At 69.8% G+C, this 26,845-nt stretch carries 26 protein-coding genes; 13 read left to right on the forward strand and 13 right to left on the reverse strand.

Annotated features, from left to right (window positions below):
- Positions 1 to 42: 42 nt before the first annotated feature.
- The 3 genes from ACFY1U_RS09320 to ACFY1U_RS09330 form a co-directional block, all read right to left on the reverse strand.
- Positions 43 to 249 carry a YbdD/YjiX family protein gene (locus tag ACFY1U_RS09320; protein ID WP_390693481.1) on the reverse strand — a complete coding sequence of 69 codons (207 nt, stop codon included), beginning with the start codon at positions 247 to 249 and terminating at the stop codon, positions 43 to 45.
- Positions 215 to 2,359 (reverse strand): carbon starvation CstA family protein, encoded by a 2,145-nt coding sequence (locus ACFY1U_RS09325; protein WP_390693482.1) that lies wholly within the window; start codon positions 2,357 to 2,359, stop codon positions 215 to 217. Before ACFY1U_RS09325 ends, ACFY1U_RS09320 begins: the two co-directional genes overlap by 35 nt.
- 192 nt (positions 2,360 to 2,551) lie before the next feature.
- Positions 2,552 to 3,316: a GntR family transcriptional regulator gene (locus ACFY1U_RS09330; protein ID WP_390693483.1), complete on the reverse strand. Its 765-nt coding sequence runs from the start codon at positions 3,314 to 3,316 to the stop codon at positions 2,552 to 2,554.
- A 309-nt stretch (positions 3,317 to 3,625) separates the two neighbouring features.
- Between ACFY1U_RS09330 and ACFY1U_RS09335 the strand changes: the two genes are divergently transcribed.
- The 4 genes from ACFY1U_RS09335 (at position 3,626) to ACFY1U_RS09350 (ending at position 8,328) form a co-directional block, all read left to right on the forward strand.
- Positions 3,626 to 4,909, forward strand: a complete 1,284-nt coding sequence (locus ACFY1U_RS09335) for an extracellular solute-binding protein (protein WP_390693484.1) — start codon at positions 3,626 to 3,628, stop codon at positions 4,907 to 4,909.
- A gap of 72 nt (positions 4,910 to 4,981) precedes the next feature.
- Entirely contained in the window at positions 4,982 to 5,971 is a 990-nt protein-coding gene (locus tag ACFY1U_RS09340) for a carbohydrate ABC transporter permease (protein ID WP_390693485.1), read from the forward strand.
- A gap of 5 nt (positions 5,972 to 5,976) precedes the next feature.
- The gene (locus ACFY1U_RS09345) at positions 5,977 to 6,831 is read left to right on the forward strand and encodes a carbohydrate ABC transporter permease (protein WP_390693687.1); all 855 of its coding nucleotides are present in this window, start codon (positions 5,977 to 5,979) and stop codon (positions 6,829 to 6,831) included.
- 9 nt (positions 6,832 to 6,840) lie between these two features.
- Positions 6,841 to 8,328: a glycoside hydrolase family 3 protein gene (locus ACFY1U_RS09350; protein ID WP_390693486.1), complete on the forward strand. Its 1,488-nt coding sequence runs from the start codon at positions 6,841 to 6,843 to the stop codon at positions 8,326 to 8,328.
- A 159-nt stretch (positions 8,329 to 8,487) separates the two neighbouring features.
- Here the strand turns inward: ACFY1U_RS09350 and nagB are convergent, their stop codons facing one another.
- Positions 8,488 to 9,273 carry a glucosamine-6-phosphate deaminase gene (gene nagB, locus ACFY1U_RS09355; RefSeq protein ID WP_390693487.1) on the reverse strand — a complete coding sequence of 262 codons (786 nt, stop codon included), beginning with the start codon at positions 9,271 to 9,273 and terminating at the stop codon, positions 8,488 to 8,490.
- Positions 9,274 to 9,499: 226 nt separating this feature from the next.
- On the opposite strand from nagB, the gene ACFY1U_RS09360 reads away from it, so the two are divergent.
- On the forward strand, positions 9,500 to 10,570 hold the full coding sequence (locus tag ACFY1U_RS09360; protein ID WP_390693488.1) for an SIS domain-containing protein: 1,071 nt from the start codon (positions 9,500 to 9,502) through the stop codon (positions 10,568 to 10,570).
- A gap of 39 nt (positions 10,571 to 10,609) precedes the next feature.
- Here ACFY1U_RS09360 and ACFY1U_RS09365 read toward each other — a convergent pair whose 3' ends face one another.
- Positions 10,610 to 11,362, reverse strand: a complete 753-nt coding sequence (locus ACFY1U_RS09365) for an SDR family oxidoreductase (protein WP_390693489.1) — start codon at positions 11,360 to 11,362, stop codon at positions 10,610 to 10,612.
- Positions 11,363 to 11,459: 97 nt separating this feature from the next.
- Between ACFY1U_RS09365 and ACFY1U_RS09370 the strand changes: the two genes are divergently transcribed.
- Entirely contained in the window at positions 11,460 to 12,092 is a 633-nt protein-coding gene (locus ACFY1U_RS09370; protein WP_390693490.1) for a TetR/AcrR family transcriptional regulator, read from the forward strand.
- A gap of 387 nt (positions 12,093 to 12,479) precedes the next feature.
- Positions 12,480 to 13,946 carry a sensor histidine kinase gene (locus tag ACFY1U_RS09375; RefSeq protein ID WP_390693688.1) on the forward strand — a complete coding sequence of 489 codons (1,467 nt, stop codon included), beginning with the start codon at positions 12,480 to 12,482 and terminating at the stop codon, positions 13,944 to 13,946.
- A gap of 234 nt (positions 13,947 to 14,180) precedes the next feature.
- Here ACFY1U_RS09375 and ACFY1U_RS09380 read toward each other — a convergent pair whose 3' ends face one another.
- Both ACFY1U_RS09380 and ACFY1U_RS09385 read right to left on the reverse strand, forming a co-directional pair.
- On the reverse strand, positions 14,181 to 14,438 hold the full coding sequence (locus tag ACFY1U_RS09380; RefSeq protein ID WP_016639615.1) for a WhiB family transcriptional regulator: 258 nt from the start codon (positions 14,436 to 14,438) through the stop codon (positions 14,181 to 14,183).
- Between the two features lie 319 nt (positions 14,439 to 14,757).
- On the reverse strand, positions 14,758 to 15,726 hold the full coding sequence (locus ACFY1U_RS09385; protein WP_390693491.1) for a diacylglycerol/lipid kinase family protein: 969 nt from the start codon (positions 15,724 to 15,726) through the stop codon (positions 14,758 to 14,760).
- A 168-nt stretch (positions 15,727 to 15,894) separates the two neighbouring features.
- Between ACFY1U_RS09385 and ACFY1U_RS09390 the strand changes: the two genes are divergently transcribed.
- The gene (locus ACFY1U_RS09390; protein WP_390693492.1) at positions 15,895 to 16,344 is read left to right on the forward strand and encodes a hypothetical protein; all 450 of its coding nucleotides are present in this window, start codon (positions 15,895 to 15,897) and stop codon (positions 16,342 to 16,344) included.
- Positions 16,345 to 16,378: 34 nt separating this feature from the next.
- Here ACFY1U_RS09390 and ACFY1U_RS09395 read toward each other — a convergent pair whose 3' ends face one another.
- The 3 genes from ACFY1U_RS09395 to ACFY1U_RS09405 form a co-directional block, all read right to left on the reverse strand.
- Positions 16,379 to 17,494: an RNA polymerase sigma factor SigF gene (locus tag ACFY1U_RS09395; RefSeq protein WP_390693493.1), complete on the reverse strand. Its 1,116-nt coding sequence runs from the start codon at positions 17,492 to 17,494 to the stop codon at positions 16,379 to 16,381.
- A gap of 17 nt (positions 17,495 to 17,511) precedes the next feature.
- Complete coding sequence (locus ACFY1U_RS09400) at positions 17,512 to 17,925, reverse strand: anti-sigma regulatory factor (RefSeq protein ID WP_004925829.1); 414 nt, start codon at positions 17,923 to 17,925, stop codon at positions 17,512 to 17,514.
- A 269-nt stretch (positions 17,926 to 18,194) separates the two neighbouring features.
- Complete coding sequence (locus ACFY1U_RS09405; protein ID WP_390693494.1) at positions 18,195 to 18,455, reverse strand: UBP-type zinc finger domain-containing protein; 261 nt, start codon at positions 18,453 to 18,455, stop codon at positions 18,195 to 18,197.
- Between the two features lie 62 nt (positions 18,456 to 18,517).
- On the opposite strand from ACFY1U_RS09405, the gene ACFY1U_RS09410 reads away from it, so the two are divergent.
- The gene (locus tag ACFY1U_RS09410) at positions 18,518 to 20,122 is read left to right on the forward strand and encodes a Na+/H+ antiporter (protein WP_390693495.1); all 1,605 of its coding nucleotides are present in this window, start codon (positions 18,518 to 18,520) and stop codon (positions 20,120 to 20,122) included.
- Here ACFY1U_RS09410 and ACFY1U_RS09415 read toward each other — a convergent pair.
- Positions 20,095 to 21,012: a 1-aminocyclopropane-1-carboxylate deaminase/D-cysteine desulfhydrase gene (locus ACFY1U_RS09415; protein ID WP_390693496.1), complete on the reverse strand. Its 918-nt coding sequence runs from the start codon at positions 21,010 to 21,012 to the stop codon at positions 20,095 to 20,097. The genes ACFY1U_RS09410 and ACFY1U_RS09415 overlap by 28 nt on opposite strands.
- Positions 21,013 to 21,168: 156 nt before the next feature.
- On the reverse strand, positions 21,169 to 21,759 hold the full coding sequence (locus ACFY1U_RS09420; protein ID WP_390693497.1) for an N-acetylmuramoyl-L-alanine amidase: 591 nt from the start codon (positions 21,757 to 21,759) through the stop codon (positions 21,169 to 21,171).
- Between the two features lie 295 nt (positions 21,760 to 22,054).
- On the opposite strand from ACFY1U_RS09420, the gene ACFY1U_RS09425 reads away from it, so the two are divergent.
- The 3 genes from ACFY1U_RS09425 (at position 22,055) to ACFY1U_RS09435 (ending at position 25,529) form a co-directional block, all read left to right on the forward strand.
- Positions 22,055 to 23,461: a family 2B encapsulin nanocompartment shell protein gene (locus ACFY1U_RS09425; protein ID WP_390693498.1), complete on the forward strand. Its 1,407-nt coding sequence runs from the start codon at positions 22,055 to 22,057 to the stop codon at positions 23,459 to 23,461.
- Between the two features lie 113 nt (positions 23,462 to 23,574).
- The gene (locus ACFY1U_RS09430) at positions 23,575 to 24,660 is read left to right on the forward strand and encodes a family 2 encapsulin nanocompartment cargo protein polyprenyl transferase (RefSeq protein ID WP_390693499.1); all 1,086 of its coding nucleotides are present in this window, start codon (positions 23,575 to 23,577) and stop codon (positions 24,658 to 24,660) included.
- Between the two features lie 263 nt (positions 24,661 to 24,923).
- Positions 24,924 to 25,529: a GNAT family N-acetyltransferase gene (locus ACFY1U_RS09435; protein ID WP_390693500.1), complete on the forward strand. Its 606-nt coding sequence runs from the start codon at positions 24,924 to 24,926 to the stop codon at positions 25,527 to 25,529.
- A gap of 21 nt (positions 25,530 to 25,550) precedes the next feature.
- On the opposite strand, the gene ACFY1U_RS09440 is transcribed toward ACFY1U_RS09435, so the two are convergent.
- On the reverse strand, positions 25,551 to 26,141 hold the full coding sequence (locus ACFY1U_RS09440) for a TetR/AcrR family transcriptional regulator (protein ID WP_390693501.1): 591 nt from the start codon (positions 26,139 to 26,141) through the stop codon (positions 25,551 to 25,553).
- A gap of 84 nt (positions 26,142 to 26,225) precedes the next feature.
- Between ACFY1U_RS09440 and ACFY1U_RS09445 the strand changes: the two genes are divergently transcribed.
- Complete coding sequence (locus ACFY1U_RS09445; protein ID WP_390693502.1) at positions 26,226 to 26,807, forward strand: dihydrofolate reductase family protein; 582 nt, start codon at positions 26,226 to 26,228, stop codon at positions 26,805 to 26,807.
- Positions 26,808 to 26,845 lie beyond the last annotated feature (38 nt).

Below are 26,845 nucleotides of genomic sequence, written 5' to 3' on the forward strand. Positions count from 1 at the left end.
CACATATCGGTATGTCGATTCCGTGAAGGCCCGACATCGCTGTCAGCAGCAGCGGAAACCCTGCCGTGGATCCTCCTCCTGACGGTCCGTCCGCATCCGCTCGAACTCGCGCCGGGACGGCACCTGCGCGTCCGGATGCGTCTTCCGTAGATGCGCGACATAACGGTCGTACGCCGACTCGTCCGTCAGCTCCCGCACATACCAGCGCACCCCCCTAATCGCCCGGCGCAGCAGAACCGACGACCGCACGGCGCTCCTCCTCCTTCTCCTGGCGGGTCGGGATCAGCCCCGCCGGGGCGGTGATCCTCGACTCGACGTACGGGGACTCGCTCAGCGACGAAAGGGCCGGCCGGCGGATGTGCCGGACGCAGACCCGCAGGGCGTCCGCGATCACCACGACGATCAGGAGGGCCAGAACGGCCGAAAGCACGCCGTCCACCGTGGAGTTGGTGACCACGGTGTGCATGTCGTCCATGTTCTTGGCGGGCGGCAGCACCTTCCCGGCGTCGATCGCGTCCTGGAACACGGACCGCTGCTTGAAGAAGCCCACCTTGGGGTCGCTGGAGAACACCTTCTGGTAGCTGGCCGTCAAGGTCACGGTCGCGTCCCAGGCCAGCGGAATCCCGGTGATCCAGGCCCACTTGAGGCGCCCCGACTTCACCAGCAGGGTCGTGCAGACGGCCAGGGCGACCGCGGCCAGCAGCTGGTTGGAGATGCCGAAGACGGGGAACAGCTGGTTGATGCCGCCGAGGGGTTCGTGCACGCCCACCCACAGGAAGTACCCCCACAGCGCGCACACGGCCGCGCTGGTGATGACCAGCCCCGGCTTCCAGCTGACGTTCTTGAAGGGGCGTACGACATTGCCCAGCATGTCCTGGAGCATGAACCGGCCCACCCGCGTACCGGCGTCGAGCGCGGTCAGAATGAACAGCGCCTCGAACATGATCGCGAAGTGGTACCAGAAAGCCCTCAGGCTCCCTCCGGTGACCTTGGAGAAGATCTCCGAGACACCGATGGCGAGCGTGGGCGCGCCACCGGTACGCGAGAGCAGGGTCGACTCCTCGACGTTCTTCGCGGCCTGGGCGAGGTCGGCCGGGGAGATGTGATAGCCCCAACCGGTCACCACCTGCGAGGCGTTCTGCACGGTGGTGCCGATCGCGCCGGACGGTGCGTTCATCGCGAAGTACAGCCCGGGGTCGATGATGCTCGCCGCGACCAGCGCCATGATCGCGACCGACGACTCCATCAGCATGGAGCCGTAGCCGATCATCCGGACCTGCGTCTCCTTCTGGATCATCTTCGGCGTCGTACCGGAGGAGATGAGGGAGTGGAAGCCCGACAGGGCCCCGCAGGCGATGGTGATGAAGACGAAGGGGAACAGGGATCCCGCGAAGACCGGGCCGTCGCCGCGCGAGGCGAAGTCCGTCACCGCGTCCATCTTCAGCGTCGGCAACGCGATGACCACGCCCAGCGCCAGCAGCGCGATTGTGCCGATCTTCATGAAGGTGGACAGGTAGTCGCGGGGCGCCAGCAGCATCCACACCGGCAGGATCGAGGCGATGAAGCCGTACGCCACCAGCCAGACGACCAGGGTCGAGGGCGCGAGGGTGAAGGTGTCGGCCCACGAGGACTCGGCGACCCAGCGGCCCGCGACCAGCGCGAGCAGCAGCAGCGCCACACCGATCAGGGAGACCTCGGCGACCCGGCCGGGGCGAAGTACCCGCAGATAGAAGCCCATCAGCAGGGCGATCGGGATGGTCATCGCGATGGAGAAGGTGCCCCAGGGCGAGGCGGCGAGCGCGTTGACGATGACCAGCGCCAGCACCCCGAGCAGGATGATCATGATGGCGAAGGCGGCGATCAGCGCGGCCGCACCGCCGAAGGGGCCGATCTCCTCGCGAGCCATCTGGCCGAGCGAACGCCCGTCCCTGCGCGTGGAGAAGAACAGCACCACCATGTCCTGGACCGCGCCCGCGAAGACGACGCCGGCGATGATCCAGATCGTGCCGGGCAGATAACCCATCTGCGCCGCCAGCACCGGCCCGACGAGGGGTCCGGCGCCGGCGATCGCCGCGAAGTGGTGGCCCAGCAGGACGCGGCGGTCGGTGGGGTGGAAGTCGATGCCGTTGTCGAGGCGTTCGGCCGGGGTGGCCCGGGTGCCGTCGACCTTGAGCACCTTGTGCGCGATGAACTTCGCGTAGAAGCGGTAGGCGATCGCGTACGAGCCGAGGGCCGCCGCGACCATCCAGGCGGCCGAGACGCTCTCGCCCCGGGAGAGCGCGAGCACGGACCAGCCCGCCGCTCCGACCAGGGCGACGAGGGTCCAGATGACGATGGAGCGGACGTTCGCGGTACGCACGAGGCGGTCCTCCCGTCCAGACGGAGTCGGGAGGACCGTAGAACAGGAGTCGCGTCGGCGCTACACCGCGTGCGGTAGCGCTCCGCTGGGGGCGCCGTGGGGTTGTTCTTTATCCGCGGCGCCGTTGTGGCTGATCGCGCCCACGCAGCGGAGCCGCATATCGGACACAGCCCCGCGCCCCTTCGGGGTCGCCTAGTCAGCCGGCCGCTTCAGGCGGGCCACGAACTTGTAGCGGTCGCCCCGGTACACCGACCGGACCCACTCCACCGGCTCGCCCGCCTTGTCGTACGAGTGGCGGGAGAGCATCAGCATCGGCAGGCCCACGTCCGTGCCGAGCAGGCCCGCCTCGCGCGGGGTGGCCAGTGAGGTCTCGATGGTCTCCTCCGCCTCGGCGAGATGGACGTCGTAGACCTCGGCCAACGCCGTGTAGAGGGACGTGTACTTCACCAGCGAGCGGCGCAGCGCCGGGAAGCGCTTCGCGCTCAGGTGGGTCGTCTCGATGGCCATCGGCTCGGCGTTGGCCATGCGGAGGCGTTCGATACGGAGCACCCGGCCGCCGGCCGTGATGTCGAGGAGCTCGGCGAGGCGGTCGTCGGCGGTGATGTAGCCGATGTCCAGCAGCTGCGAGGTGGGTTCCAGGCCCTGGGCGCGCATGTCCTCGGTGTACGAGGTGAGTTGGAGCGCCTGGGACACCTTCGGCTTGGCGACGAAGGTGCCCTTGCCCTGGATGCGTTCGAGGCGGCCCTCGACGACCAGCTCCTGCAGCGCCTGCCGCACCGTCGTGCGCGAGGTGTCGAACTCGGCGGCGAGGGTGCGCTCGGGCGGTACCGGAGTGCCGGGCGACTGCGTCTCCGTCATGTCGAGCAGATGTTTCTTCAGGCGGTAGTACTTGGGCACGCGCGCGGTACGGACACCTGCCCCGCTCTCGGTCTCCGCACTGCTGACGTCGCTGCTCATGCTCTGCCTTCCCGGCTCCGGATGCGGGTCACTTCGTGCCCCCCTCTGTATACCGTCGCCAGCTCATTTGGTCTAGTCCACGGAGGGCCAAGTGGTCTAGCGGACGAGAGTACTCCGGCATCGCTGATTTCGCTGCCTTCTTACTTAAAGGTTCTTGCATATGTAGGTCGCATAACGGCTGGTCAGAGCGGTTTCGAGCACCCTTGACAGGCTTCGTGGTCTGGTCCAAGCTCCCGGTACTGGTCTACACCATTGGTTCAGGTCCCGGCGCATGAGCGGGGAGGTGTGGGCATCCCTGAGGAGGGTGGCGTGAAGCGCAAGCTCATAGCCGCGATCGGTATCGCGGGCATGATGGTCTCCATCGCGGCGTGTGGCAGCAACGACGGCAAGGGTTCTTCCAACAGCGGCGCGGACGCCAAGGAGCTGACTGTCTGGCTCACCGTCGACGCCCAGAACAACTGGCCGAACCTGGTGAAGGCCGCCGACGCGGCCGTCCAGAAGAAGCACCCCGGCATCAAGATCAACCACGAGTACTACGGCTGGCCGGACAAGAACACCAAGCTCGACGCGGTCCTCGCCACCGACAAGGCCCCCGACGTGGTCGAGATGGGCAACACCGAGATGCTGGGCTACATGGTCAAGGGCGCGTTCGCCCCCCTGGACCCGGCGAAGTTCAGCAACTCCGCCGCCTGGCTGGACGGCCTCAAGGCCTCGGTGACGTACGGCGGCAAGACCTACGGCGTGCCGTACTACGCGGGCGGCCGGGTCGGCAACTGGCGCAAGGACGTCTTCGCCTCGGCGGGCGTCAAGTCCACGCCGAAGACGTACGCCGAGCTCACCGCCGACCTCGACAAGGTGCAGAAGAAGGAGGGGGACAAGTTCTCCGCCTGGTACCAGCCCACCCGTGACTGGTACGCGGCCATGTCCTTCGTCTACGACGCCGGCGGCTCCATCGCCAAGGAGGAGGGCGGCCAGTGGAAGGCCAGCCTCTCCTCGCCCGAGTCCATCAAGGGCCTCACCGAGTTCAAGAACGTCGTCGACAAGTACATGCACGGCGACAAGACCAAGGACGAGTCCGACCGCTACATCGTCTACGGCCAGGGCAAGTCCGGCATGATCTTCGGTGCCGCCTGGGAGGGCGCGACCGCCGCCGACCCGAAGAACGACAAGACCGGCAAGCTCAAGGACAACCTCGAGAACTTCGTGGTCCCCGGCCCGTCCGGCAAGAACCTCCCGGTCTTCCTCGGCGGCTCCGACCTCGCCGTCCCGGTCAAGTCCAAGGCACAGGCCGTCGCCGCCGAGTGGATCGACGCGTTCACCGGCCCCTCCGGCCAGAAGGGCCTGATGGCCAAGGGCAACCTGCCCAACAACAAGACCGACCTCGCGACGCTGAAGAACGACCCCGCGACGGCGGTCCCGGCCACCGCGGCCGAGTCCAACTGGTTCGTCCCGATGGCACCCGGCTGGGGCCAGGTCGAGAAGGCGCAGGTCCTGCAGACCATGCTGCAGGACATCGGCACCGGCAAGAAGTCGGTCGAGGCCGCCGCCAAGGACGCGGACGCCGCGATCGACAAGGTCATCAACACCAAGTGACCTGCAAGCGGGGTTCCGCCCGGGCGGAACCCCGCTCTCCGTACGACCTGAGGGACCGCTGAGGAGCGCGCGATGAGTGCCGCAGACACGACCACCCCTGCCAAGGTGCCGCCGCCGCGGCAGGCGCCGCCACCGCCGCCGGTCGCGGGGAACCCACGCAGAGCCCGGACTTCGGGCGGGGCGGCCACCCCGTGGCTGCTGCTCGCCCCCTGTCTGCTGATCCTGGCGTTGGTCCTCGGCTATCCGCTGGTCCGTCTGGTCACCCTGTCCTTCCAGAAGTTCGGGCAGTCCCAGCTGTGGGGCTTCCTGCCGGCCCAGTGGGTCGGGTTCGACAACTTCACCGGGGTGCTGGGCGACGGCGAGTTCTGGCAGGTCGTGCTGCGCACGATCCTCTTCGCGGGCGGTTCGGTCGTCTTCACGATGGTGCTGGGCATGCTGATCGCGCTGCTCCTGCAGCGGGTCTCCGGCTGGATGAAGACACTGGTCAACATCGTGCTGGTGGCCAGCTGGGGCATGCCGATCATCGTCGCCACCACCGTCTTCAAGTGGCTGTTCGACGCGGACTACGGCATCCTCAACGCCCTGCTCAGCAAGCTGCCCGGCGTGGACCTCATCGGCCACAACTGGTTCGCCAGCGGACCGCAGGGCCTCGCCGTCATCATGCTGCTGGTGGTCTGGGGCGCCGTCCCCTTCGTCGTCATCACCCTCAGCGCCGGCCTCACCCAGGTCCCCGCCGAACTGGAGGAGGCGGCCCGTCTCGACGGCGCGGGCTCCTGGGGTGTCTTCCGGTATGTCACCCTGCCCATCCTCAAGCCGATCATCGTGATGCTCACGACCCTGTCGGTCATCTGGGACATGGGCGTCTTCCCGCAGGTCTTCGTGATGCGAAACGGCCACCCGGAGGCGGAGTTCCAGCTCCTGACCACCTACTCGTACGACCGTGCCTTCGTGGTCAACGACTATGCGCAGGGCTCCGCGATCGCCCTGATCACCGTGGTGCTGCTGCTCGGCGTGGTTGCCGTGTACATGCGCCAGATGCTGAAGATCGGAGAGGTCGAATGACCGTCATGAACGCCGTGGCGACAACGGGCGGCAGCTCGCGGCCCCGCAAGTCCAAGCTCGGCTGGAACCTCCTCGGTCTCCTGGTCTTCCTCACCGCCGGCTTTCCCGTCTACTGGATGCTCAACACGGCCATCAAGCCGGCCAAGGACACCATCGACCCGGACCCCAGCCTGTTCCCGACGGGCTTCACCCTCGACAACTTCCGCCGGGCGCTGGCCATCGCGGACTTCTGGGGCCCGGTGGGCCGCAGCCTGATCGTCTCCCTCTCGGTGGTGGCGATCGGAATCGTCGTCGGCCTGCTGGCGGCGCTCGCCATCTCCCGCTTCGCCTTCCGCGGCCGCAAGATCGTGATCGTCGGCATCCTCGCGGTCCAGATGGTCCCGCTGGTCGCCATGATCATCCCGATCTTCCTGCTCCTCAACGACCTGGAGCAGTACGACAAGCTCTCGGGCCTGATCATCACGTATCTGACCTTCATCCTCCCCTTCACGGTGTGGACGCTGCGCGGCTTCATCGTCAACATCCCGAAGGAGCTGGAAGAGGCGGCGATGGTCGACGGCTGCAGCCGTACGGGCGCCTTCATCCGCGTGGTCTTTCCCCTCCTCGCCCCCGGCATGGTCGCGACCTCCGTCTACGGCTTCATCCAGGCCTGGAACGAATACCTCTACGCCCTCATGCTCCTCAGCCAGCAGCACCAGACCGCGACCGTCTGGCTTGGCAACTTCACCACCAAGCACGGCACCGAATACGCGCCGATGATGGCCGGAGCCACGATGATGGCCGTGCCGATCGTCGCCCTGTTCCTCCTCGTCCAGCGCAAGATGGCCGCGGGCCTGACCGCCGGCGCAGTGAAGGGATAACGCCACCCGATGACGACATTCGCCAGCGGCACCGACACTCTCACGCGCGACGCCCTCACGGTCCTCCAGCCCGGTTTCACCGGGACGACGGCCCCCGACTGGCTGCTGCGCCGCCTCGGTGAAGGCCTCGCCTCCGTGGGCCTCTTCGGCCGCAACATCGCCTCGCCCGAACAACTCGCAGCGCTCACCGCCCAGTTGCGCGCCGAACGTGACGACGTCCTCGTCGCCATCGACGAGGAGGGCGGCGACGTCACCCGCCTGGAGGTCCGCACCGGCTCCTCCTTCCCCGGCAACAACGCGCTGGGCGCGGTGGACGACGTGGACCTGACGAGGGAGGTGGCCGCCGAACTCGGCCGCCGCCTCGCCGCCTGCGGCGTCAACCTCAACTGGGCCCCGTCGGCCGACGTGAACTCCAACCCGTCCAACCCCGTGATCGGCGTACGCTCCTTCGGCGCCGACACCGACCTGGTCGCCCGGCACACGGCCGCCTATGTCACCGGCCTGCAGTCCGCCGGAGTCGCCGCCTGCACCAAGCACTTCCCGGGCCACGGCGACACGGCCGTCGACTCCCACCACGCGCTCCCGCGCATCGACGTGGACACGTCGGTACTCCAGTCCCGCGAACTGGCCCCGTTCCGCGCGGCGATCGAGGCCGGCACCCGCGCGGTGATGAGCGCGCACATCCTGATCCCCGCCCTGGACCCGGACCGTCCGGCGACCCTCTCGCCACGCGCGCTCACGGAGCTGCTGCGCGGCGAACTCGGCTACGACGGCCTCATCGTCACCGACGGCATGGAGATGCAGGCCATCGCCGGTACGTACGGCATCGAGCGCGGCAGCGTCCTCGCCGTGGCCGCCGGCGCCGACGCGATCTGCGTGGGCGGCGGCCTCGCCGACGACGAGACGGTACGGCGTCTGCGCGACGCCCTCGTCGCGGCGGTCCGCGCCGGCGAACTCCCCGAGGAACGCCTGGCGGACGCGGCGGAACGGGTCCGGGCGCTGGCCCGCTGGACCGCCGCCGCGGCGGCAGCGGACACGGAACGCACCCCCGACACCGAAGTGGGCCTCAGCGCGGCCCGCCGCGCCCTGAGGACGACCGCGCCGGAGCCCTTCACCCCGCTCACCGAACCGCCCTACGTCGCCGCCCTCACCCCGGTCGCCAACATCGCGGTCGGCGACGAGACCCCCTGGGGCGTCGCGGCGGAACTCTTCCGCCTGCTGCCCGGCACGGAGACGGGCAGCTTCGCCGGCGAGGACGCGGGCCACACCGCCCTGGCCGCGGCGGGCCCCCGCCGCATCGTGGCCGTGGTCCGCGACGAACACCGCCACCCCTGGATGGCATCCGCCCTCGACACCCTCCTGTCGGCCCGCCCCGACACCATCGTGGTCGAGATGGGCCTCCCCCAGGCCACTCCCCGAGGCGCCCTCCACCTCGCGACGCACGGTGCGGCCCGGGTGTGCGGCAGGGCGGCGGCGGAGGTCATTGCGGGGGTGTAGCGACCACGACGAGTCAGGCGCCGGTCCTTTCAGGGGACCGGCGCCTGCACGTTTTTCAGGGGCGCGGGCTGTATCGATCTGCGGCTCCGCCGCGTGGGCGCGAGCAACCCACCACGACCCGCAGCCCGAAGACCACGGTTCCCCGCAGACGAGACCGCCCTAAATCCCCTGCCAAGCGGGCTTGTTGACATACGTGTACCGGAAGTAGTCCGCAAACTTCAGCTTGGAAGCCGCCCCTTCATCGACAACAACCGTCGCATGCGGATGCAGCTGCAAGGCCGACGCAGGACACACCGCAGCCACCGGCCCCTCCACCGTGGCGGCGACCGCGTCGGCCTTCCCCTCACCGGTCGCCAGCAGCACCAGATGCCGCGCCTCCAGAATCGTCCCGATCCCCTGAGTGATCACGTGATGCGGCACCTGCTCGATGTCCCCGCCGAAGAACCGCGCATTGTCCACCCGGGTCTGCTCGGTCAGCGTCTTGATCCGGGTCCGCGAGGCCAACGAGGAGCACGGCTCGTTGAACCCGATGTGCCCGTCGGTCCCGATCCCGAGCAACTGCAGGTCCACCCCGCCGGCCTCGGTCAACGCCCTGTCGTACGCGGCGCATGCCAACTGCACGTCCTCGGCCGTCCCGTCGGGCCCCATGAACGCGTCCATCCCGATCCCGAGCGGCTCCAGCACCTCGCGCGCGAGCACCGAACGGTACGACTCCGGATGCTCGGCAGGCAGCCCCACATACTCGTCGAGCTGCGCGATCCGCGCCCGCGAGGCGTCCACGGCGCCGGAGCGCACCTTGGCCGCGAGCGCCTCGTAGACGGGCAGCGGGGTCGAGCCGGTGGCCACGCCGAGCAGCGCCCCGGGCTTGCGCCTCAAGAGCTGGGCCATGGCCTCGGCGATGAGCTCGCCGCCCGACTTGGCGTCCGGAACTATGACAACTTCCACGCTGGCCTGCCGATCTGAAGAAACGGTCCGTAGAGGGGGGCTCAACCGGCACCCGGAACGGGCTATGTGGTTTAGACCAATCTAACAGAGCTGCCCCTTGTGGCCCAGGTGGAGTGGGGTCATCGTCTTTCCATGCGGAGGACAGACGCCATTCGCCATGGGGGAGTGGAATGGGTGCGGCGCCGCCCTGCGCAGCACTCCGCAACCGACCCGCAAGGAGCCCACCATGACCGCCGCGACACCGGAACCCCGGACCGACGTCCCGGGCCGGATCATGGCCCGTGAGATGGCCGAGCAGCCCGCCGTGCTGCGCCGCATCCTCGAGGAGGGCGCCCCCGGCATCCGGCAGGTGGCCCAGGACATCGCCGCCCGCAACCCCCGTTTCGTCCTGCTGACCGCCCGCGGCACCTCCGACAACGCCGCCCTCTACGCCAAGTACCTCCTGGAGATCCGCCTCGGCCTGCCCTGCGGCCTCACCTCGATGTCCACCACCACCGCGTACGGCGCCCGCCCGGACCTCACCGACGTCCTCGTCGTCACCGTCAGCCAGTCCGGCGGCTCCCCGGACCTGGTGGCCTCCACCCGCGCCGCCCGCGAGGCCGGCGCGATCACCCTCGCCGTGACCAACAACCCAGGCTCACCGCTGGCCGGTGTCTCCGAGTACCACGTCGACATCATGGCCGGTCCGGAGAAGGCCCTCCCCGCGACCAAGACCTATACGGCCTCCCTCCTCGCCCTCTACCTCTTCGTCGAAGGCCTGCGCGGCGGCGACGGCGCTTCCGCGAAGGTGCTGCCGGACCTCGCCGAGCAGTTGCTGGCCCGGCAGGACGAGGTCCGCGCCCTCGCCGCCCGCTACCGCTTCGCCGAACGCATGGTGATCACCTCCCGCGGCTACGGCTATCCCACGGCCAAGGAGGCCGCGCTCAAGCTCATGGAGACCAGCTACATCCCCGCCCTCTCCTACTCCGGCGCCGACCTCCTGCACGGCCCCCTCGCCATGGTCGACAACGTCTCCCCGGTCATCGCGGTGGTCACCGACGGCAAGGGCGGCGAGGCCCTCCAGCCCGTACTCGACCGGCTGCGCGGCCGCGGTGCCGACCTGTTCGTCGTCGGGCCCAGGGACCAGGTCGAGCAGGCCTCCGCCGGCTTCGTCCTGCCCACCGAGGGCGTGGCCGAGGAGGTCCAGCCGATCCTGGAGATCATCCCGCTGCAGCTCCTGGCCCACGAGATCACCATCGCCCGCGGCCAGGACCCGGACGCACCGCGCGCGCTGGCGAAGGTGACGGAGACACACTGAGCCCGCCCGCGGACGGCCGCCATGGCCCCGTAGGAACCCTTACGTCAGCGAACCCCCCGTCGCATCCACCCAGCTCCCCGTCACCCACCGGCCGGCGTCCGACGCCAGGAACGCCACCACGTCGGCCACGTCGGCCGCCTCGCCCACCCGACCCAGTGCGGAGAGCCCCGCCCCCCACTCCCACGCGCCCGGGCTGCCGTGCAGGACTTCGTACGTGTTGTCCGTGTCGATGAGCCCGGGCGCCACCGAGTTCACGGTGATGCCCCGGGGGCCCAGCACCTTGGACAGATCGCGGGAGAGAACGTCCAGCGCGCCCTTGGTCATCGAGTACGCCATGTTGTCCGGCATCGCGGCGCTCCTGGCCAGCCCCGAGGAGATGTTGACGACGCGGCCTCCGTCCCGCAGCCGCGTCGCGCCCTGTTTGACGAGGAAGAACGGCGCCTTCACATTCACCGCGAAGAGCTTGTCGTACTCCTCCTCGGCTATCTCCTCGATCGACCGCGACTTCCCGATCCCGGCGTTGTTCACCAGGATGTCCAACCCGTCCGCATGCCGGTCGAACTCCTCCCACAGGGCATCCACGTCCCCCGGCCGCCCCAGCTCCACCCCGATCGCGAACGCCGAGCCGCCGGCATCCTCGATCGCGGCCACCGTCTCCTTCGCCGCCGCCCCGTTCCTCCCGTAGTGGACCGCGACCCGTGCTCCCTCGCGCCCCAGCCGCTCGGCGATCCCGCGCCCGATCCCCCTGCTCGCCCCTGTGACGAGTGCCGTCCTGCCTGCAAGCACGCCCATGCCGGCGCCCCCTTCGTGCAATCTCTAGCGGTCGCTACAAAAAGACCGTACAGCAGCCTGCCGACATTTCTCTAGCGCCCCCTATACAATTCACTCCATGGTGGGCAGCCAGGACACGAAGGCGAACGCGCAGGCCGCACCCAAGCCCCGCGGCCGCCCTCGTTCCTTCGACCGCGAGACCGCGCTGGAGAAGGCGGTCATGGCCTTCTGGGAGCACGGATACGAGGCGACCTCCGTCTCCGACCTGACCCGTGTCATGGGCATCGGCGCGCCGAGCCTGTACGCGGCCTTCGGTGACAAGCGCGCGCTGTTCGACGAGGTCGTGACCGTCTACGGGGCCCGCTACGGCTCCTTCGCCGACCGGGCGCTCGCCGAGGAGCCCACCGCCCGTGCCGCCGTGCAGCGGATGCTGCGGGAGGCCGCCGCCGAGTACACGGCACCCGGCCGACCGCACGGCTGCCTGGTCATCCACGCGGCCACGAACTGCACGAGCCCCGAGGTCGAGGCGTCCCTGCGTGAGCGGCGCAACGCCAACATCGCCGCCTTCGAGAGGCGCATGCAGGCCGACATCGCATCGGGGGAGTTGCCGCCCGGCACCGATGCCGCCGCGCTCGCCCGCCACACAGGCGCGATCATCCAGGGCATGTCCCAGCAGGCGCGTGACGGCGCGAGTCGTGAGGAGTTGGAGGCGCTCGCGGAAATTGCCATGGCCATCTGGCCCCGCACATGAACCCACACGGGTTAGGCTGCGTGGTGGATGCCAGGGCGTCCGACCCGTTGGAGACCGTCCGAGAAATAACAACAACGAACAGGCTCCAACGCATGGACACGGATAGTGGTCTAGTCCACAATTGAACTGATGAGACTTCCGTCTTCCCCGCACAGGAAGACGGACGGAGGATCCGGAGCTCTCTGCCCTGACTGCCCCGGCTCCTCATCCTTCGGCCATCCGGGACCGCACACCCCGCGGCCGATATTGCTCCGGGCTGCGGTGCCGGGAGGGTTGAGGGTCCCTCCCAGGCGCCGCGGCCCGCGGGTGTTTCCAGGGCCGGTGCGGGCCTCCGGTCGTATTTACGACCAGCACATACCCCCAGGTACGCTCACACACGTGCCCTCCATGAACGAACTGGTCCGCCAGCACACCGCCCTCGACGACTCCGACCTCGAGTGGCTCCATCTGCTGGTCTCGGAGTGGCAGCTGCTGTCCGACCTCTCCTTCGCCGACCTCGTCCTGTGGGTCCCCACCCGCGACGGCACGCGCTATGTCTCCGTCGCCCAGATGCGCCCCAACACCGGCCCCACCTCCTACCAGGACGACATGGTCGGCCACCTCGTCCCGCGCGGCCGCCGCCCCATGCTGGACGCGGCCCTGGACGAGGGCCGGATCGTGCGCGAGGGCGACCCCGAGTGGCGCGAGGAGGTCCCCGTCCGGGTCGAGTCGATCCCCGTACGACGGGACGGGCGCGTCCTCGGCGTCATCGCGCGCAACACCAACCTCCTGACCGTCCGCACCCCGAGCCGCCTCGAGCTGACGTATCTGCAGAGCGCATCGGACCTGGCGCAGATGATCGCGGCCGGCTCCTTCCCGTTCGCGAACCAGCAGATGGACATGGACGCCGCGCCACGCGTCGGCGACGGCCTGATCCGCCTCGACGCGGACGGCATCGTCCAGTACGCCTCCCCGAACGCACTGTCGGCGTACCACCGCATGGGCCTCGCCTCCGACCTCGTCGGCCAGCACCTCGGCAAGACCACCGCCGAACTCGCCCCGACCCGCGGGCCGGTGGACGAGGCGCTGTCCAAGGTGGCCAGCGGCTGGGCGCCCCGCGAGTTCGAGATCGAGGCCAGGGACGGGGTCATCCAGTTCCGCGCGATCCCGCTCAAGCCCAAGGGCACCCGCATCGGTTCGCTGGTCCTGCTCCGTGACGTCACCGAACTGCGCCGCCGCGAGCGCGAGTTGATCACCAAGGACGCGACCATCCGGGAGATCCACCACCGGGTGAAGAACAACCTCCAGACGGTCGCGGCCCTGCTGCGCCTGCAGGCCCGGCGCATCGAGTCCGACCGCGGCCGGGAGGCCCTCGAAGAGGCGGTCCGCCGGGTCGGATCGATCGCCATCGTGCACGAGACGCTCTCCCAGAACCTGGACGAGCGCGTGGAGTTCGACGAGATCGCCGACCGGGTGCTGGCCATGGTCGCCGAGATCTCGCCGGGCAAGGTCGCAGGCCGGCGCAGCGGCCGCTTCGGCATCCTGGACGCCGAGGTGGCCACCCCGCTGTCCATGGTCCTGACGGAAATCCTGCAGAACGCTCTCGAACACGGCTTCCGCGAGGGCGACACCGGCACGGTCGAGGTCTCCGCGGTCCGCGGCGGCACGACGAAGGAGGCCCGTCTGCTGGTCACCGTCCAGGACGACGGCGTCGGACTGCCCGAGGGCTTCGACCCGCACACCGACGGCAACCTGGGGCTGCAGATCGTACGGACCCTGGTGGAGGGGGAGTTGGGCGGCACGTTCGACATGGTCCCGGCGCCGGAGCGGGGAACCCGGGTGATCCTGGACGTGCCGGTGCGGGCGAACAAGTAGCGCCGTACACAAGCAGGGTCGGGTCGTACGGCCGACAGACCCGTACGAGCGGCAGACCCGTACGGCCGGACATCGTTCACAGCAAGAAGCCCCGGACCGTTCCCAGGTCCGGGGCTGAAATGCTCGTTGCCAGCTTGTGCTGCGCATCGGGGGTACTGCGCGCTGCGGCTCGGGGGCGGGAGATGCGTACTCGCTGTACGCGCCGCCAAGCTCAGGCTGTTGCGGGGCGGGTTGTCAGGCGGAGGCCTGACGGGCCCGGTTGCGGGCGGCACGGCGCTTCATGGCGCGACGCTCGTCCTCGCTGAGACCACCCCAGACGCCGGAGTCCTGGCCGGACTCGAGCGCCCACTGCAGGCACTGCTCCATGACGGGGCAGCGGCGGCAGACGGCCTTGGCTTCCTCGATCTGCAGCAGCGCAGGACCGGTGTTGCCGATGGGGAAGAAGAGCTCGGGGTCTTCCTCGCGGCAAACGGCGTTGTGACGCCAGTCCATGGCTGCTACCTCTCCTTGGTATTACATGCAGGTTGCTTGTGAATGTGAACGCTTTCACGAATCCCTCAACAAGTGAAGGGCCGAGCGCCAGGTTCCCTGGCGAGGTCCTGTGATGTGAAGAGGGGTTCCGGTGATCTGTGGAGGCCGGTGTTGCGGGCCGTCCCGATCGCCACGTAGAGACTCGCAAACCTCAGCGGCGGATACAACCCCTTCCGGAAAGTTTTTTTTGATTCCTCGGTGTCGACTAGGTCACAGCCGTACTTCCATGGGGTGGATCCTGGCCTAAACGTTCGAGTGAAAGGACTTCAGCCCTTTCTGCTCACACAATCACACGCAGTGCACGGCGTACGCCTGTGAACGTCACGCTCGTACGCAGCCCCAGGTGGTCGCCGTCCATCTGGAGGGGTAGGGGCGCCTTCGAATGCAAGGTGAACCGGTCCAGGTCGTGCAGGGACACCACGTGCTTGCCGTGGGGGCCGCGCTCGGGGGACGAAGTGAGCAACTGCGTGGCATACCGGGCAGCCGAGACCGTGGACATACGGCTGAGACTCAGCAGGTCGAGGCCGGTATCGAACGAGGCCTTAGGTGCCGCGTACACCGGACGATTGCCCAGATAAGTCCACGGTGACGTGTTACAGATTATCGACATCACCAGATCGCTCACCGGCTCCTCACCGGGCCGCTCCAGAGTGATCGACCCGTGCCGCCGGTTGGGTTCCTGCAGGAACTGGCGTGCGACCTGGCGCAGATACAGGGCGTGGGTGGATTTCCGGCCCTGCTCGCGCTGCTGCTCCACCCGCCCCACCACGCCCGCGTCGAAGCCGAGCCCCGCGCAGAAGGTGAACCAGCGGGAGGGCACCGCCTCGTCCTCGGTGCCCGGCGTGCCTTCGGCGAGGCCCATGCCGACCGTACGTTCGCTGCCCTCGCGCAGCGCGTCCAGCAGTGCGCCGGTCGCCTCGACGGCGTCGTTGGGCAGGCCCAGGGCGCGGGCGAAGACATTCGTGGAGCCGCCGGGGACCACCGCGAGACGGGGGACGCCCTCCGGGGCGGGGCCCGCGTGCAGCAGGCCGTTGACCACCTCGTTGACCGTGCCGTCGCCGCCGAGGGCCACGACCAGGTCGATGTCGTCGCTCTCCGCCGCCTGCCGGCCGAGGTCGCGCGCGTGGCCCCGGTACTCGGTGGTGACCGCCTCGAGCTTCATCTCGCTCGCCAGGGCGTGGATCAGGACATCGCGCGTACGTGCGCTTGTGGTGGTTGCTGCCGGATTGGCCACGAGAAGTGCACGCATGGGTTGCAGCGTACCTACTGGGAAGTACCGGGCACAGGCCGAGGTAGGGATCAGGTAAGAGGTGGGGGCGTGAGGCTCACCACGGGGTTGTGTCTCAACCTCGCCACGGCGGTCCGCGTCCCCCGGGCTCGCCACGAAGGCGCACATCACCAGGGCTACCCTTCAGGGGTGACCAGTGAGCAGACCCCCGCCACCGAGGAGAAGGCCGGCCCCCGCCCGCGCCGCCTGACGTATGCCGCCGGGCTCGCCGCGCTGGAGGGGCTCGCGCTGGCCGTCGGAGGCGTCTGGATGCTCGTGGAGGGGCTCACGGGTGCTCCGGACGACCGCCGGTCCGCCGTCACCGGCGGTGTCACTCTGGTCGTCCTCGCCCTGCTGCCGCTGCTGGCCGCGCGCGGGCTGCTCAAGCAGAAGAGCTGGAGCCGGGGCCCGGCGGTGATCACGCAGATCATGGCGCTGCCGGTGGCCTACAACCTGCTCCAAGCAGACAGCATGGCGATCCCGGCGGGCATCGCGCTCGCCGTCGTGGCCGTCGTCGCGCTGGTCCTGCTGGTCAATCCGGCGACGACCCAGGCCCTCGGGATCAAGGGTCCGGGCCGTGCGCAGGACGGCAAGCAGTAGTCGTACGCCGCGGTCGCCGTGGGGCGACGGGGTCCTACTCCTCCACCAGCAGCTTCTCCCGCAGCTGGGCCAGTGTGCGGGCCAGCAGGCGGGACACGTGCATCTGGGAGATGCCGACCTCCTGCGCGATCTGCGACTGGGTCATGTTGCCGAAGAAACGCAGCAGCAGGATCCGCTTCTCCCTGGGCGGGAGGTCCTCCAGGAGCGGCTTGAGCGACTCGCGGTACTCGACGCCCTCCAGCGCCTCGTCCTCGGCGCCCAGGGTGTCGGCCACCGCCGGCGACTCGTCGTCGGTGTCGGGGACGTCCAGGGACAGGGTGGAGTACGCGTTGGCGGACTCCAGGCCCTCCAGGACCTCCTCCTCGGAGATCGCCAGCTTCTCGGCGAGCTCATGGACCGTGGGGGAGCGGCCGTGCTGCTGCGAGAGCTCCGCGGTCGCCGTGGTGAGCGCGAGGCGCAGTTCCTGCAGGCGCCGGGGCACGCGCACCGCCCAGCCCTTGTCACGGAAGTGGCGCTTGATCTCGCCGACGACCGTCGGGGTCGCGTACGTCGAGAACTCGACGCCGCGCTCCGGGTCGAAGCGGTCGACGGACTTGATCAGGCCGATGGTGGCGACCTGCGTGAGGTCGTCCAGCGGCTCGCCGCGGTTGCGGAAGCGGCGCGCGAGATGCTCGACGAGCGGCAGGTGCATACGGACCAGCTTGTTGCGCAGCTCCGCGTACTCCGGGCTGCCGTCCTTCAGGCTGCGCAGCTCGATGAACATCGCGCGCGCCCCGCTGCGGTCCTGTGCGTCGTGCTGCGTGGCCTGCTGCACGCTTGGCGCGCCCTGCCCGTCGCCCTCGGCGTTTCGCTCGTGCTCGCTCATCGTCCCGCCCGTCGCCCTTCTCCGAGCCCTCGCCTCTGCTCGGACCGGGGTGACCCCGTTCCGTCCGTCCAGAGGCGTGCTCTGCACGGCACCTTCCCGATCTCGCCGCCCGTCGTCCGGGAAGCCGGCCGCCGCTGCGCTGTCGGCGTCGTCCTCCGGATGCGGCCGGGCCTGCTCGGGGATGCCGTCGATGCCGTCGGCGCCGCCCACGGAGTCCCCGACGCGTCGGGACCCGTCTGCGCCCTCGGCCGGCAGCTCTCGTGTGCCGCGCTCTTCGTCACGCACCGGCCCGTCCCCTGTCCTCACGCCGGCCCGGGTCCCGCGCCGCGCTGTTTGTAGAGGCTGATCGAAACGGTTTTGTCCTCGTCCACGGCGGAGGAGACCTTGCCCGCGAGTGCGGACAGGACGGTCCAGGCGAAGGTGTCCCGCGAGGGGGCGTGGCCGTCCGTGGTCGGGGCCGAGACGGTGACTTCGAGCGAGTCGTCGACGAGCCGGAAGACGCAGCTCAGCACCGAGCCGGGCACGGCCTGCTGGAGCAGGATCGCGCAGGCCTCGTCCACCGCGATGCGAAGGTCCTCGATCTCGTCGAGGGTGAAGTCCAAACGGGCCGCGAGGCCGGCAGTCGCCGTACGCAGCACCGACAGGTAGGCACCCGCAGCCGGCAGCCGGACTTCCACGAAGTCCTGGGTCGCGGGCTCGCCTGCGATCTGGGACACCCTCACCTCCAAGGTGGTACAAGCTTCTCGGGGCCGAGGGTCGCCCCCCGGGATAACGCGATGTGTGTTCAGCGGTGACGCTATCGCGCTCTCAAGTTTCCCGTCCCCGGGACCCCAACCCCTTGCCGTCACTCACAGTAAAACTGTGGACACGCTCCGTGTCTAGGGGTCTGCGGCTCCAATTGGGAACAACGCGCGCCGGGTTGACGTACCCAGACGTCAGACGGTCGAACCGTCCGGATCCTGGGTCGTCCCCCGGCTGTCCAGGGTCACACGAGAACGTGGTCCACGAAGCACCAACGCCAGTTCTCGCCGGGCTCGAATGTGCGCATGACCGGGTGGCCGGAGTCCTTGTGGTGCTCCGTCGCGTGCCGGCCGGGCGAGGAGTCGCAGCAGCCGACGTGGCCGCAGGTGAGGCACAGCCGCAGCTGTACCGGGTGGGTGCCCGCTGCCAGACACTCCGGGCATGTCTCGGTCACCGGACCGGGTTCCGGATCCGGCAGCGCGTCGGCGTGCGTGCACTGTTTCATGATTGCCAGATTACGACGGGCGTGCGGATGGCCGCGCGGAAAAACGAGGGCGGGCGAGGACGATGGACGTGATGCCACTGCTGTTGCTGGTGGCGGGGAGCGCCGCGATCGCCGCGGTGGCCCGGCGCACCCCGGTGCCGGCCCCGCTGCTGCTCGTGGCGGTGGGGCTCGCCGTCTCGTACGTCCCCGGGGTCCCGGACTACACCCTCGACCCGGACATCGTGCTCCCGCTGGTGCTGCCCCCGCTGCTGCACAAGGAGGCCGTCGAGAGCTCGTACCTCGATCTGCGGGCGACGATACGGCCGGTGGCGCTGCTGTCGGTGGGCTATGTGCTCTTCGCGACCTTTGTTGTGGGCTGGGTCGCCTATCTCGTCGTGCCCGGGCTGCCCCTGCCCGCGGCGCTGGTGCTGGGCGCGGTGGTCGCGCCGACGGACGCGGTCGCCGCCGCGGCCGTCGCCCGCCGGGTGGGGCTGCCCTCCCGGATCACCACGATCCTGCAGGGCGAGTCCCTGCTGAACGACGCGACCGCGATCACCGCGTACCGGGTGGCCGTCGCGGCCGCCGTCGGTGAGGGCGCCTCCTGGATCGGCGGGATCGGCGAGTTCCTGCTGGCCGCGGTCGGCGGCGTGGCGGTCGGGCTGGTGCTGATGCTGCCGATCCACTGGCTGCGCACGCACGTCAAGGAGGCGCTGCTGCAGAACACCATGTCCCTGCTGATCCCGTTCGTCGCCTACGCCGTCGCCGAGCAGGTGCACGCCTCCGGTGTCCTCGCGGTCGTGGTCGTCGCCCTCTATCTCGGACACCGCGCGTGGGAGGTCGACTTCGCCACCCGCCTCCAGGAGGAGGCGGTGTGGAAGGTGGTCGCGTTCGTCCTGGAGTCGGCGGTGTTCGCACTCATCGGCCTGCAGTTGCCCGTGGTCCTCAAGGGCCTCGGCGAGTACGAGGGCGTGGACGCCGCCTGGTACGCCGTCGCCGTCTTCCTGGTGGTCGTCGTCGCCCGGTTCGTATGGGTGTATCCGGGGACGTTCGTGCCCCGCATGCTGTCGGCTCGGATCAGGGAACGCGAGGACAATCCCACCTGGAGAGGGCCGATCGTCACCTCCTGGGCCGCGATGCGCGGTGTCGTCTCCCTCGCCATCGCCTTCTCGATCCCGCTCACCGTGCACGGCGGCGGCCCCTTCCCGCAGCGCAACCTCATCCTCTTCCTGACCTTCACGACGGTCATCGGGACCCTGGTCGTGCAGGGCCTCACCCTGGCCCCGGTGATCCGCCTGCTGCAGTTCCCCGGCCGGGACACGCAGGCCGAGACCCTCGCCGAGGCCAACGCCCAGGCGCAGGCCTCCCGGGTCGCCGAGCAGCGCCTGGACGAACTGCTCACCGACGAGCGCAACGCGCTGCCGCCACCCCTCGCCGACCGCCTCCGGCAGGTCCTGGAGCGCCGCCGCAACGCCGTCTGGGAACGCCTCGGCCAGACCAACCCGGTCACCGGTGAATCCGTCGACGACACCTACCGCCGGCTGTCCCGGGAGATGATCGGCGCCGAGCGCGCGATGTTCGTGAGGCTGCGGGACGGCCGCTACATCGACGACGAGATGCTGCGCACGCTGCTGCGCAGGCTCGACCTGGAGGAGGCGGCGGCCTACCGGGAGACGGTGGAAGGCTCCTGAGCGAAGGGCCGCCCGGTGACGACGGCCGCGACGGTCGTCCCACGCGCGAACGCGCCCTCGGCGGCCAGGGCGACAAGTCCGTACAGCAACTTGGCGACATACAGACGCTCGACCGGCACCCCGTGACGCTCCTCGAAGTCCTCGGCGAAGGCGTCGAGTTCCGCGGGCACGCGCGCGTAGCCGCCGAAGTGGAAGCGGTCGTCCAGGGCCCATTCCCCGCACCGGGCGCCGAAGGCCCGCTCCTGGAGCGCCCTTATGTCGTCGTTCAGGAAGCCGCCCTTGAGGACTGGAACGCCCAGGGCGCGCTGGTCGGGGGCCAACCCCGCCGCCAGCCCGGCCAGCGTTCCGCCCGTACCGCAGGCGAGGCCGACGACCTCGGCCCGCCCGCGCAGCTCCTCACCCAGGCCCCGGCACCCGCGCACGGCTTCGGCGTTGCTGCCGCCCTCCGGGACGACATACGCGTCCTCCGCGCCGACCGTGCGCAGCACGCGCGCGAGGACGTCCTCTTCGGTCTTGCAGCGGTACGTCGACCTGTCGACGAAGTGCAGCCGCATCCCGTCGGCCGCGCACCGGGCCAGGGAGGGGTTGAGGGGCCGGTCGGCCAGCTCCTGGCCGCGGACCACCCCGACGGTCGGCAGCCCGAGGAGCCGGCCCGCGGCGGCCGTCGCGCGCAGATGGTTGGAGTACGCGCCGCCGAAGGTGAGGACGGTACGGCCGGCCGCGGCGGCGAGATTGGGCGCCAGCTTGCGCCACTTGTTGCCGATGAGCTCCGGGTGGATGAGGTCGTCTCGCTTGAGGAGGAGGCGCAGGCCCCGGCGGGAGAAGCGGTCGTCCTCGATCTCCTGCAGGGGCGAGGGCAGCTGGGGGTGCAGGGTGTCGAGGCTGATCACGGCTCCATTGTGACCGGAGTCGTGACCAGGGGTGGGTGCCGCTCGCCCACGCTTGCGGGGTGCCGCTTCTCTGCGGGACGGGTGCCGCCCCTGGGGCACCTCCCAGGCCCTTGAGGCACTGGGGGGAGGCACGACTGCGCGCAGGCTGCGGCGCTGTCACTTCAGCCGCTCGCGGATCCGCTCCCGCAGCCAGGCCATCGTGAACCCCCTCGGATCCACCTTCCCCGGCTGCCACTCCAAGTGGCCGATCACCGACCGTTCCGTCCAGCCGTGGTGCCGGCACACCGCCGCCGCGGCCTTCTCGATGGCGTCCAGCTGGGCCTCGGGCCAGGGGTCCTCGCCGTCGCCGAGGTTCTCGCACTCGAAGCCGTAGAAGTGACGGTTGCCGTCGGTGTTGGCCTCGTTGTCCGGCGGGAGCGCCTTCTCGGCGATCACCGCACGCAGTACGTCGTCGTCACCGAGGCCGGCGTGGTTGGCGCGGCCGTAGCCCACCAGGTGGACCGTGCCGTCCTTGGTGATCACGCCGTGGCAGAGAGGGCCGGGCAGGCCGGCGTAGCCGTCCCGGCAGATCTCGACGGTGTGTTCGCTGCCGCTGGTGACGGTGTGGTGGATCATCACGCCGTACACCGGACCCCACGGTCCCTTGTGGTTGCGGTTGTGATGCTCCCAGTCGCCCACCTCGACGACGGTGAGGCCCTCCGCCCTGAGGCCGTCGAGGAAACTGCCCGCGGACATGGGTGAGGCCATGACCGCCTCCTTCGTACCGTGCCGACGGCCACCCGACGCGACCGTCTGTGAAGGGGCTTGTACCGAAAGTGATGATGCCGTCACACATCGTGTTCGTGGCGAGAGGGTGGATCCGGCCATTCGTACGTGCCCGGCCGCTGGACAGGATCCCCATTCGTGCCCCGGCCGACGGTGATCCATTCCCGCTCTTTCGGGTAATAGCACAGACACGTTGCGTGATGGAAGGCTTGACCGCGGAGATCGATGCAGTCGCGCACATCGGCGTGGGCTGTTGGAGCGGGAGGGCAATTCTCATATGTCGGTAGGCGAAGAGGTCCGTTCGGAGCAGGGCAAGCCGCAGCAGAGCCTCGGCACTGCCGCCGCGCGGAACCTGGCCACGACGACCAAGTCGGCACCCCAGATGCAGGAGATCAGCTCACGCTGGCTGCTGCGCACACTGCCGTGGGTGAACGTCCAGGGTGGTACGTACCGGGTCAACCGGCGACTGACCTATGCGGTGGGGGACGGCCGCATCACGTTCGTGAAGACCGGCGACCGGGTCGAGGTCATCCCCGCGGAGCTGGGCGAACTTCCCGCGCTGCGGTCGTACGAGGACGAGGAGGTGCTCGCGGAGCTCGCCCAGCGCTGCCGGCAGCAGGAGTTCGCGCCGGGCTCGGTGATCGCCTCCTTCGGCGGCGCGACCGACGAGGTCCATCTGCTGGCGCACGGCAGGGTGGAGAAGGTCGGCACGGGCCCCTACGGGGACGACGCGGTCCTCGGCGTGCTCGCCGACGGCGCCTACTTCGGCGACGCGGCACTGCTCAGCCCGGACGCCATCTGGGAGTGCACGGTCCGCGCGGCCACCGCGTGCACGGTACTGACCCTTTCCCGGCAGGACGTCGAACGGGTCGCGGAGCGCTCCGACTCCCTGCGCGAGCACCTCCAGCACGTGCGCTCGATCCCCGAACAGCACACCAACAAGTACGGCGAGAAGGCCGTCGATCTCGCCGCCGGCCACAGCGGCGAGCCGGACATCCCGCACACCTTCGTGGACTACGAGGCCAGGCCCCGCGAGTACGAACTGAGCATCGCCCAGACCGTGCTGCGCATCCACTCCCGCGTGGCCGACCTCTACAACCAGCCCATGAACCAGACCGAGCAGCAGCTCAGGCTGACCGTCGAGGCGTTGAAGGAGCGCCAGGAGCACGAGCTGGTCAACAACCGTGAGTTCGGACTGCTGCACAACTGCGAGTACGACCAGCGGCTCCAGCCCCACGACGGCGTGCCCAGCCCCGACGACCTGGACGAACTGCTCAGCCGGCGGCGCGGCACCAAGCTGCTGCTCGCCCACCCGCGCGCGATCTCCGCGATCGGCCGCGAGCTCAACAAGCGCGGCCTCGTCCCGGAGACGATCGAGGTGGCCGGCAACCGCATCCCGACCTGGCGCGGTGTGCCGATCTACCCGTGCAACAAGATCCCGGTCTCCGAGGCCCGTACGAGCTCGATCATCGCGATGCGTACCGGCGAGGCCGAACAGGGCGTCATCGGGCTGCAGCAGGCCGGGATCCCGGACGAGATCGAGCCGAGCCTGTCCGTGCGCTTCATGGGCATCAATGAACAGGCGATCATCAAGTACCTGGTGACGGCCTACTACTCGGCCGCGGTCCTGGTGCCGGACGCGCTCGGCGTGCTGGAGAACGTCGAGATCGGCCGGTGGCGGTGACGTTTCTGCACCTGGGAGCCGTGTCCCCGCCCTCCGGGGCGGGTACACCCCGGTCGTATGCGCCCAGCCGCAGCGGAAGCGCCACCGTCCGCGGACTGACCGAGGGAGATCCCATGGCCGAGTTCATGACGGAGGCGAAGCAGCGCACCACGGGGGCGCAGCCGCTCGACGGGTACGAGGCGGCCGCGATCCTGGAGCGCACCCGGTTCCGCGTCGACCCCGAACTGCGCGCCGCCATCGACTCGTTGCCCGGCTCCATGCGCCGCATCGCGCTCTACCACTTCGGCTGGGAGCACGCGGACGGCACCCCGGCGGCGGGCAACGCGGGCAAGGCGATCCGCCCCGCGCTCGTCCTCACCGCGGCCGCCGCGCTCGGCGGCCCGAGTGCGCGCGAGGCGGCCGGGCGGGCGGCCGCGGCAGTGGAGCTGGTGCACAACTTCACGCTGCTGCACGACGACGTGATGGACCGGGACACCACCCGCCGGCACCGGCCCACCGCGTGGACCGTGTTCGGCGACGCCGACGCGATCCTCGCCGGGGACGCCCTGCAGGCGCTGGCCCTCGGGCTGCTCGCCGAGGACCCGCACCCGGCGTCCGGTCCGGCCGCGGCCCGGCTCGCGGCCTGCGTCGTCGAACTGTGCGCGGGCCAGCACGCGGACACGGAGATGGAGCTACGGAGCCCCGGAGAGATCACCCTCGACGAGGCGCTGACCATGGCCGAGGCCAAGACGGGCGCGCTGCTCGGCTGCGCCTGCGCCCTGGGCGCGCTGTATGCGGGGGCCTGCGACGAGGACGTCGAGGCGCTGGACGCGTTCGGCCGCCAGGCCGGGCTCGCCTTCCAGCTCATCGACGACGTCATCGGCATATGGGGCGACCCGTGCCGCACCGGAAAACCGGTCGGCGCGGACCTGATGGCCCGCAAGAAATCCCTGCCGGTGGTCGCCGCGCTCACCTCGGGCACCCCGGCGGCCGCGGAACTGGCCGAGTTGTACGAAGTGCCGTACGGGAAGGGGGACGAGGAGGAACTCGCGCAGACGGCGCTCGCCGTCGAGCAGGCCGGCGGGCGCGACTGGGCTCAGGTCCAGGCCGCCGACCGGATGGCCCGCGCCATGCAGGAGCTGGCCCGCGCGGTTCCCGACCCGGAGGCGGCAGGCGGTCTGCTCGCGCTGGCGGAGTTCGTGACGCGGCGCACCGGCTGACCGCACCCCACAGACCCCGGAGCCCACCGGGGCGGCCGTGCGGCTCCTGACCCCGCACAGCCGCCGAGGCTCCGGCCCGGCGGGTCCCGCACATCCCCACGGTGTGCGGGGCTCGCCCTTTTGCGCCTGAGCCGGCGCCGCTCTCGCGGACGTGGTTGCTCGCCGTCGTGGTTCCTCACTTGATGGTTGCGGAACTGGCCGGGCAGTCCCGTATAGGCTCAACAGCCATACGGTCGAGGTCGGTTGAGGTGAGAGGGCGGCACATGGGTGTGGCGATCCGGGCGGCGGACGAGGGCGACCGGGAGCTGGTCGTGCGGCTGCTGGACGAGGCCTTCCAGGACGATCCGGTCAGCGGCTGGGTCTTTCCCGGGGACGAGTACCGCCGTACGACCCACCACAGGCTGATGGCCGCCTTCACCGGGATCGTGCTCGCCGAGGGCCGGATCGATGTCACGGAGGACGGCAGCGCGTGCGCGTTGTGGCTGTCCGTGCCCGCCACAGAGCACGACGCCGCAGAGGACGCGGCCGACGACGGGGCCGCCCAGTTGCGCGCGGCCGTCGATCCCGAAAACGAGCGCGTCGAGCTGATCGCCCGCCTGACCGCGGAGATCCATCCCGCCGGACGCGCCCACGAGTACCTGTGGATGATCGGCGTGACTCCGGAGCGCCAGGGCGAGGGGCTCGGCAGCACGCTCGTCCAGCATGTCCTCGATCGCTGCGACCGCGAGGGGCTGCCCGCCTATCTGGAGGCGAGCAATGCCCGCAGCCGTGTGCTGTACGAGCGCCTCGGCTTCGAGCTCACCGGCCGCCCCCTCGATCTGCCGAGCGGCCCGCAGATGTGGCCGATGTGGCGGGAGCCCCGCGGCTGACCTGCCGTTTCGGGGCGACCGCTACCTCTCCGGCACCACTGTCGCCACGATCCGTTCCACCAGCCCCTCCGGCACCCCGACCCCGGGCAGTACGCCGTCCAGGACGCCCGGCAGCGTCAGGTGCTCCAGGATCAGGCCGAGCATGGCGAGGTAGAGCACGGCGACGGTCTCGTCCCCGCCGGGCAGCCCCGCCGACCGGTGGAACTCCATGCCCTGCTCCAGGTCCGCGCGCACCGACTCTGTGTAGGAGGCACGCAGTTCGGGGTGCCGGGTGGCTTCCAGGCGCATCTCCAGCAGGGCCAGATAGCCGGTGCGGTCGCCGATGACCCGGGCCATCAGGTCGTGCATCAGGGCCGTGACCAGGGCGCGGTCCTTCGGTGCCCGCATCAGCCCGGCGAGTACCTCGGGGTCGGGCGCGAGGCGCTGGTGCAGCCGGGCGTCGATCTGGCGGAGCAGGTCGTCGCGCCCGGTGAAGTAGTTCGACGCGGTGCCCACGGGCACCCCGGCCGCGGCGTCCACGGCGCGGAACGTCAGTCCACGCGCCCCCTCACGTGCGAGCACCTCGACGCCCGCGTCGACCAGGGCGGCTCGGCGTCCCGGGTTGCGTGCCATGGAAATCTCCTTGTAACCACTACAGATGAAGCACTATAACTGTAGTTGTTCAACCGGTCTTGCCTCCTACGGAAAGAGATCAGCTTGCGAAAGCTCACCTACTTCGTCGCCTGCTCCATCGACGGGTTCATCGGGGACCCGGACGGCGACGCGTCGTCGATGTTCGCGTTCCTGGACGAGGAGTTCCTCGGGTTCCTCGCCTCGACGTACCCGGAGACCGTCGCGACCCAGGCCCGCGAGCCGCTCGGCATCAAGGGCGACAACCTCCGCTTCGACACCGTCATCCAGGGCCGGGCCAGCTACCGGCTCGCCCTCGACGCCGGAATCACCAGCCCGTACGCCCATCTGCGTGAGTACGTCGCCTCGCGCACCCTGAAGGAGTCCCCCGACCCGCATGTCGAGATCATCGCGGAGGACCTGGTCGGCAGGGTCCGCGAGCTGAAGGCCGAGGACGGCGGACTCGGCATCTGGCTGTGCGGCGGCTCGCAGCTCGCCGGTGAACTGCTCGACGAGATCGACGAGTTGGTCATCAAGACGTATCCGCAGGTCTACGGCTCGGGCATGCCGATGTTCGGCGCCGGCTTCTCCGTCACCGAGTTCACGCTGGAGTCGGTGCGCACCTTCGACAACGGCGCCCTCGTCCGCACCTACGCGCGCCGCCGCTGACCGGCCTACGCTGAGGGCATGGACAGCTCAGAACCCGT

It is taken from the genome of Streptomyces sp. NPDC001351, from assembly GCF_042896045.1.
Classification (GTDB): Bacteria; Actinomycetota; Actinomycetes; order Streptomycetales; family Streptomycetaceae; genus Streptomyces.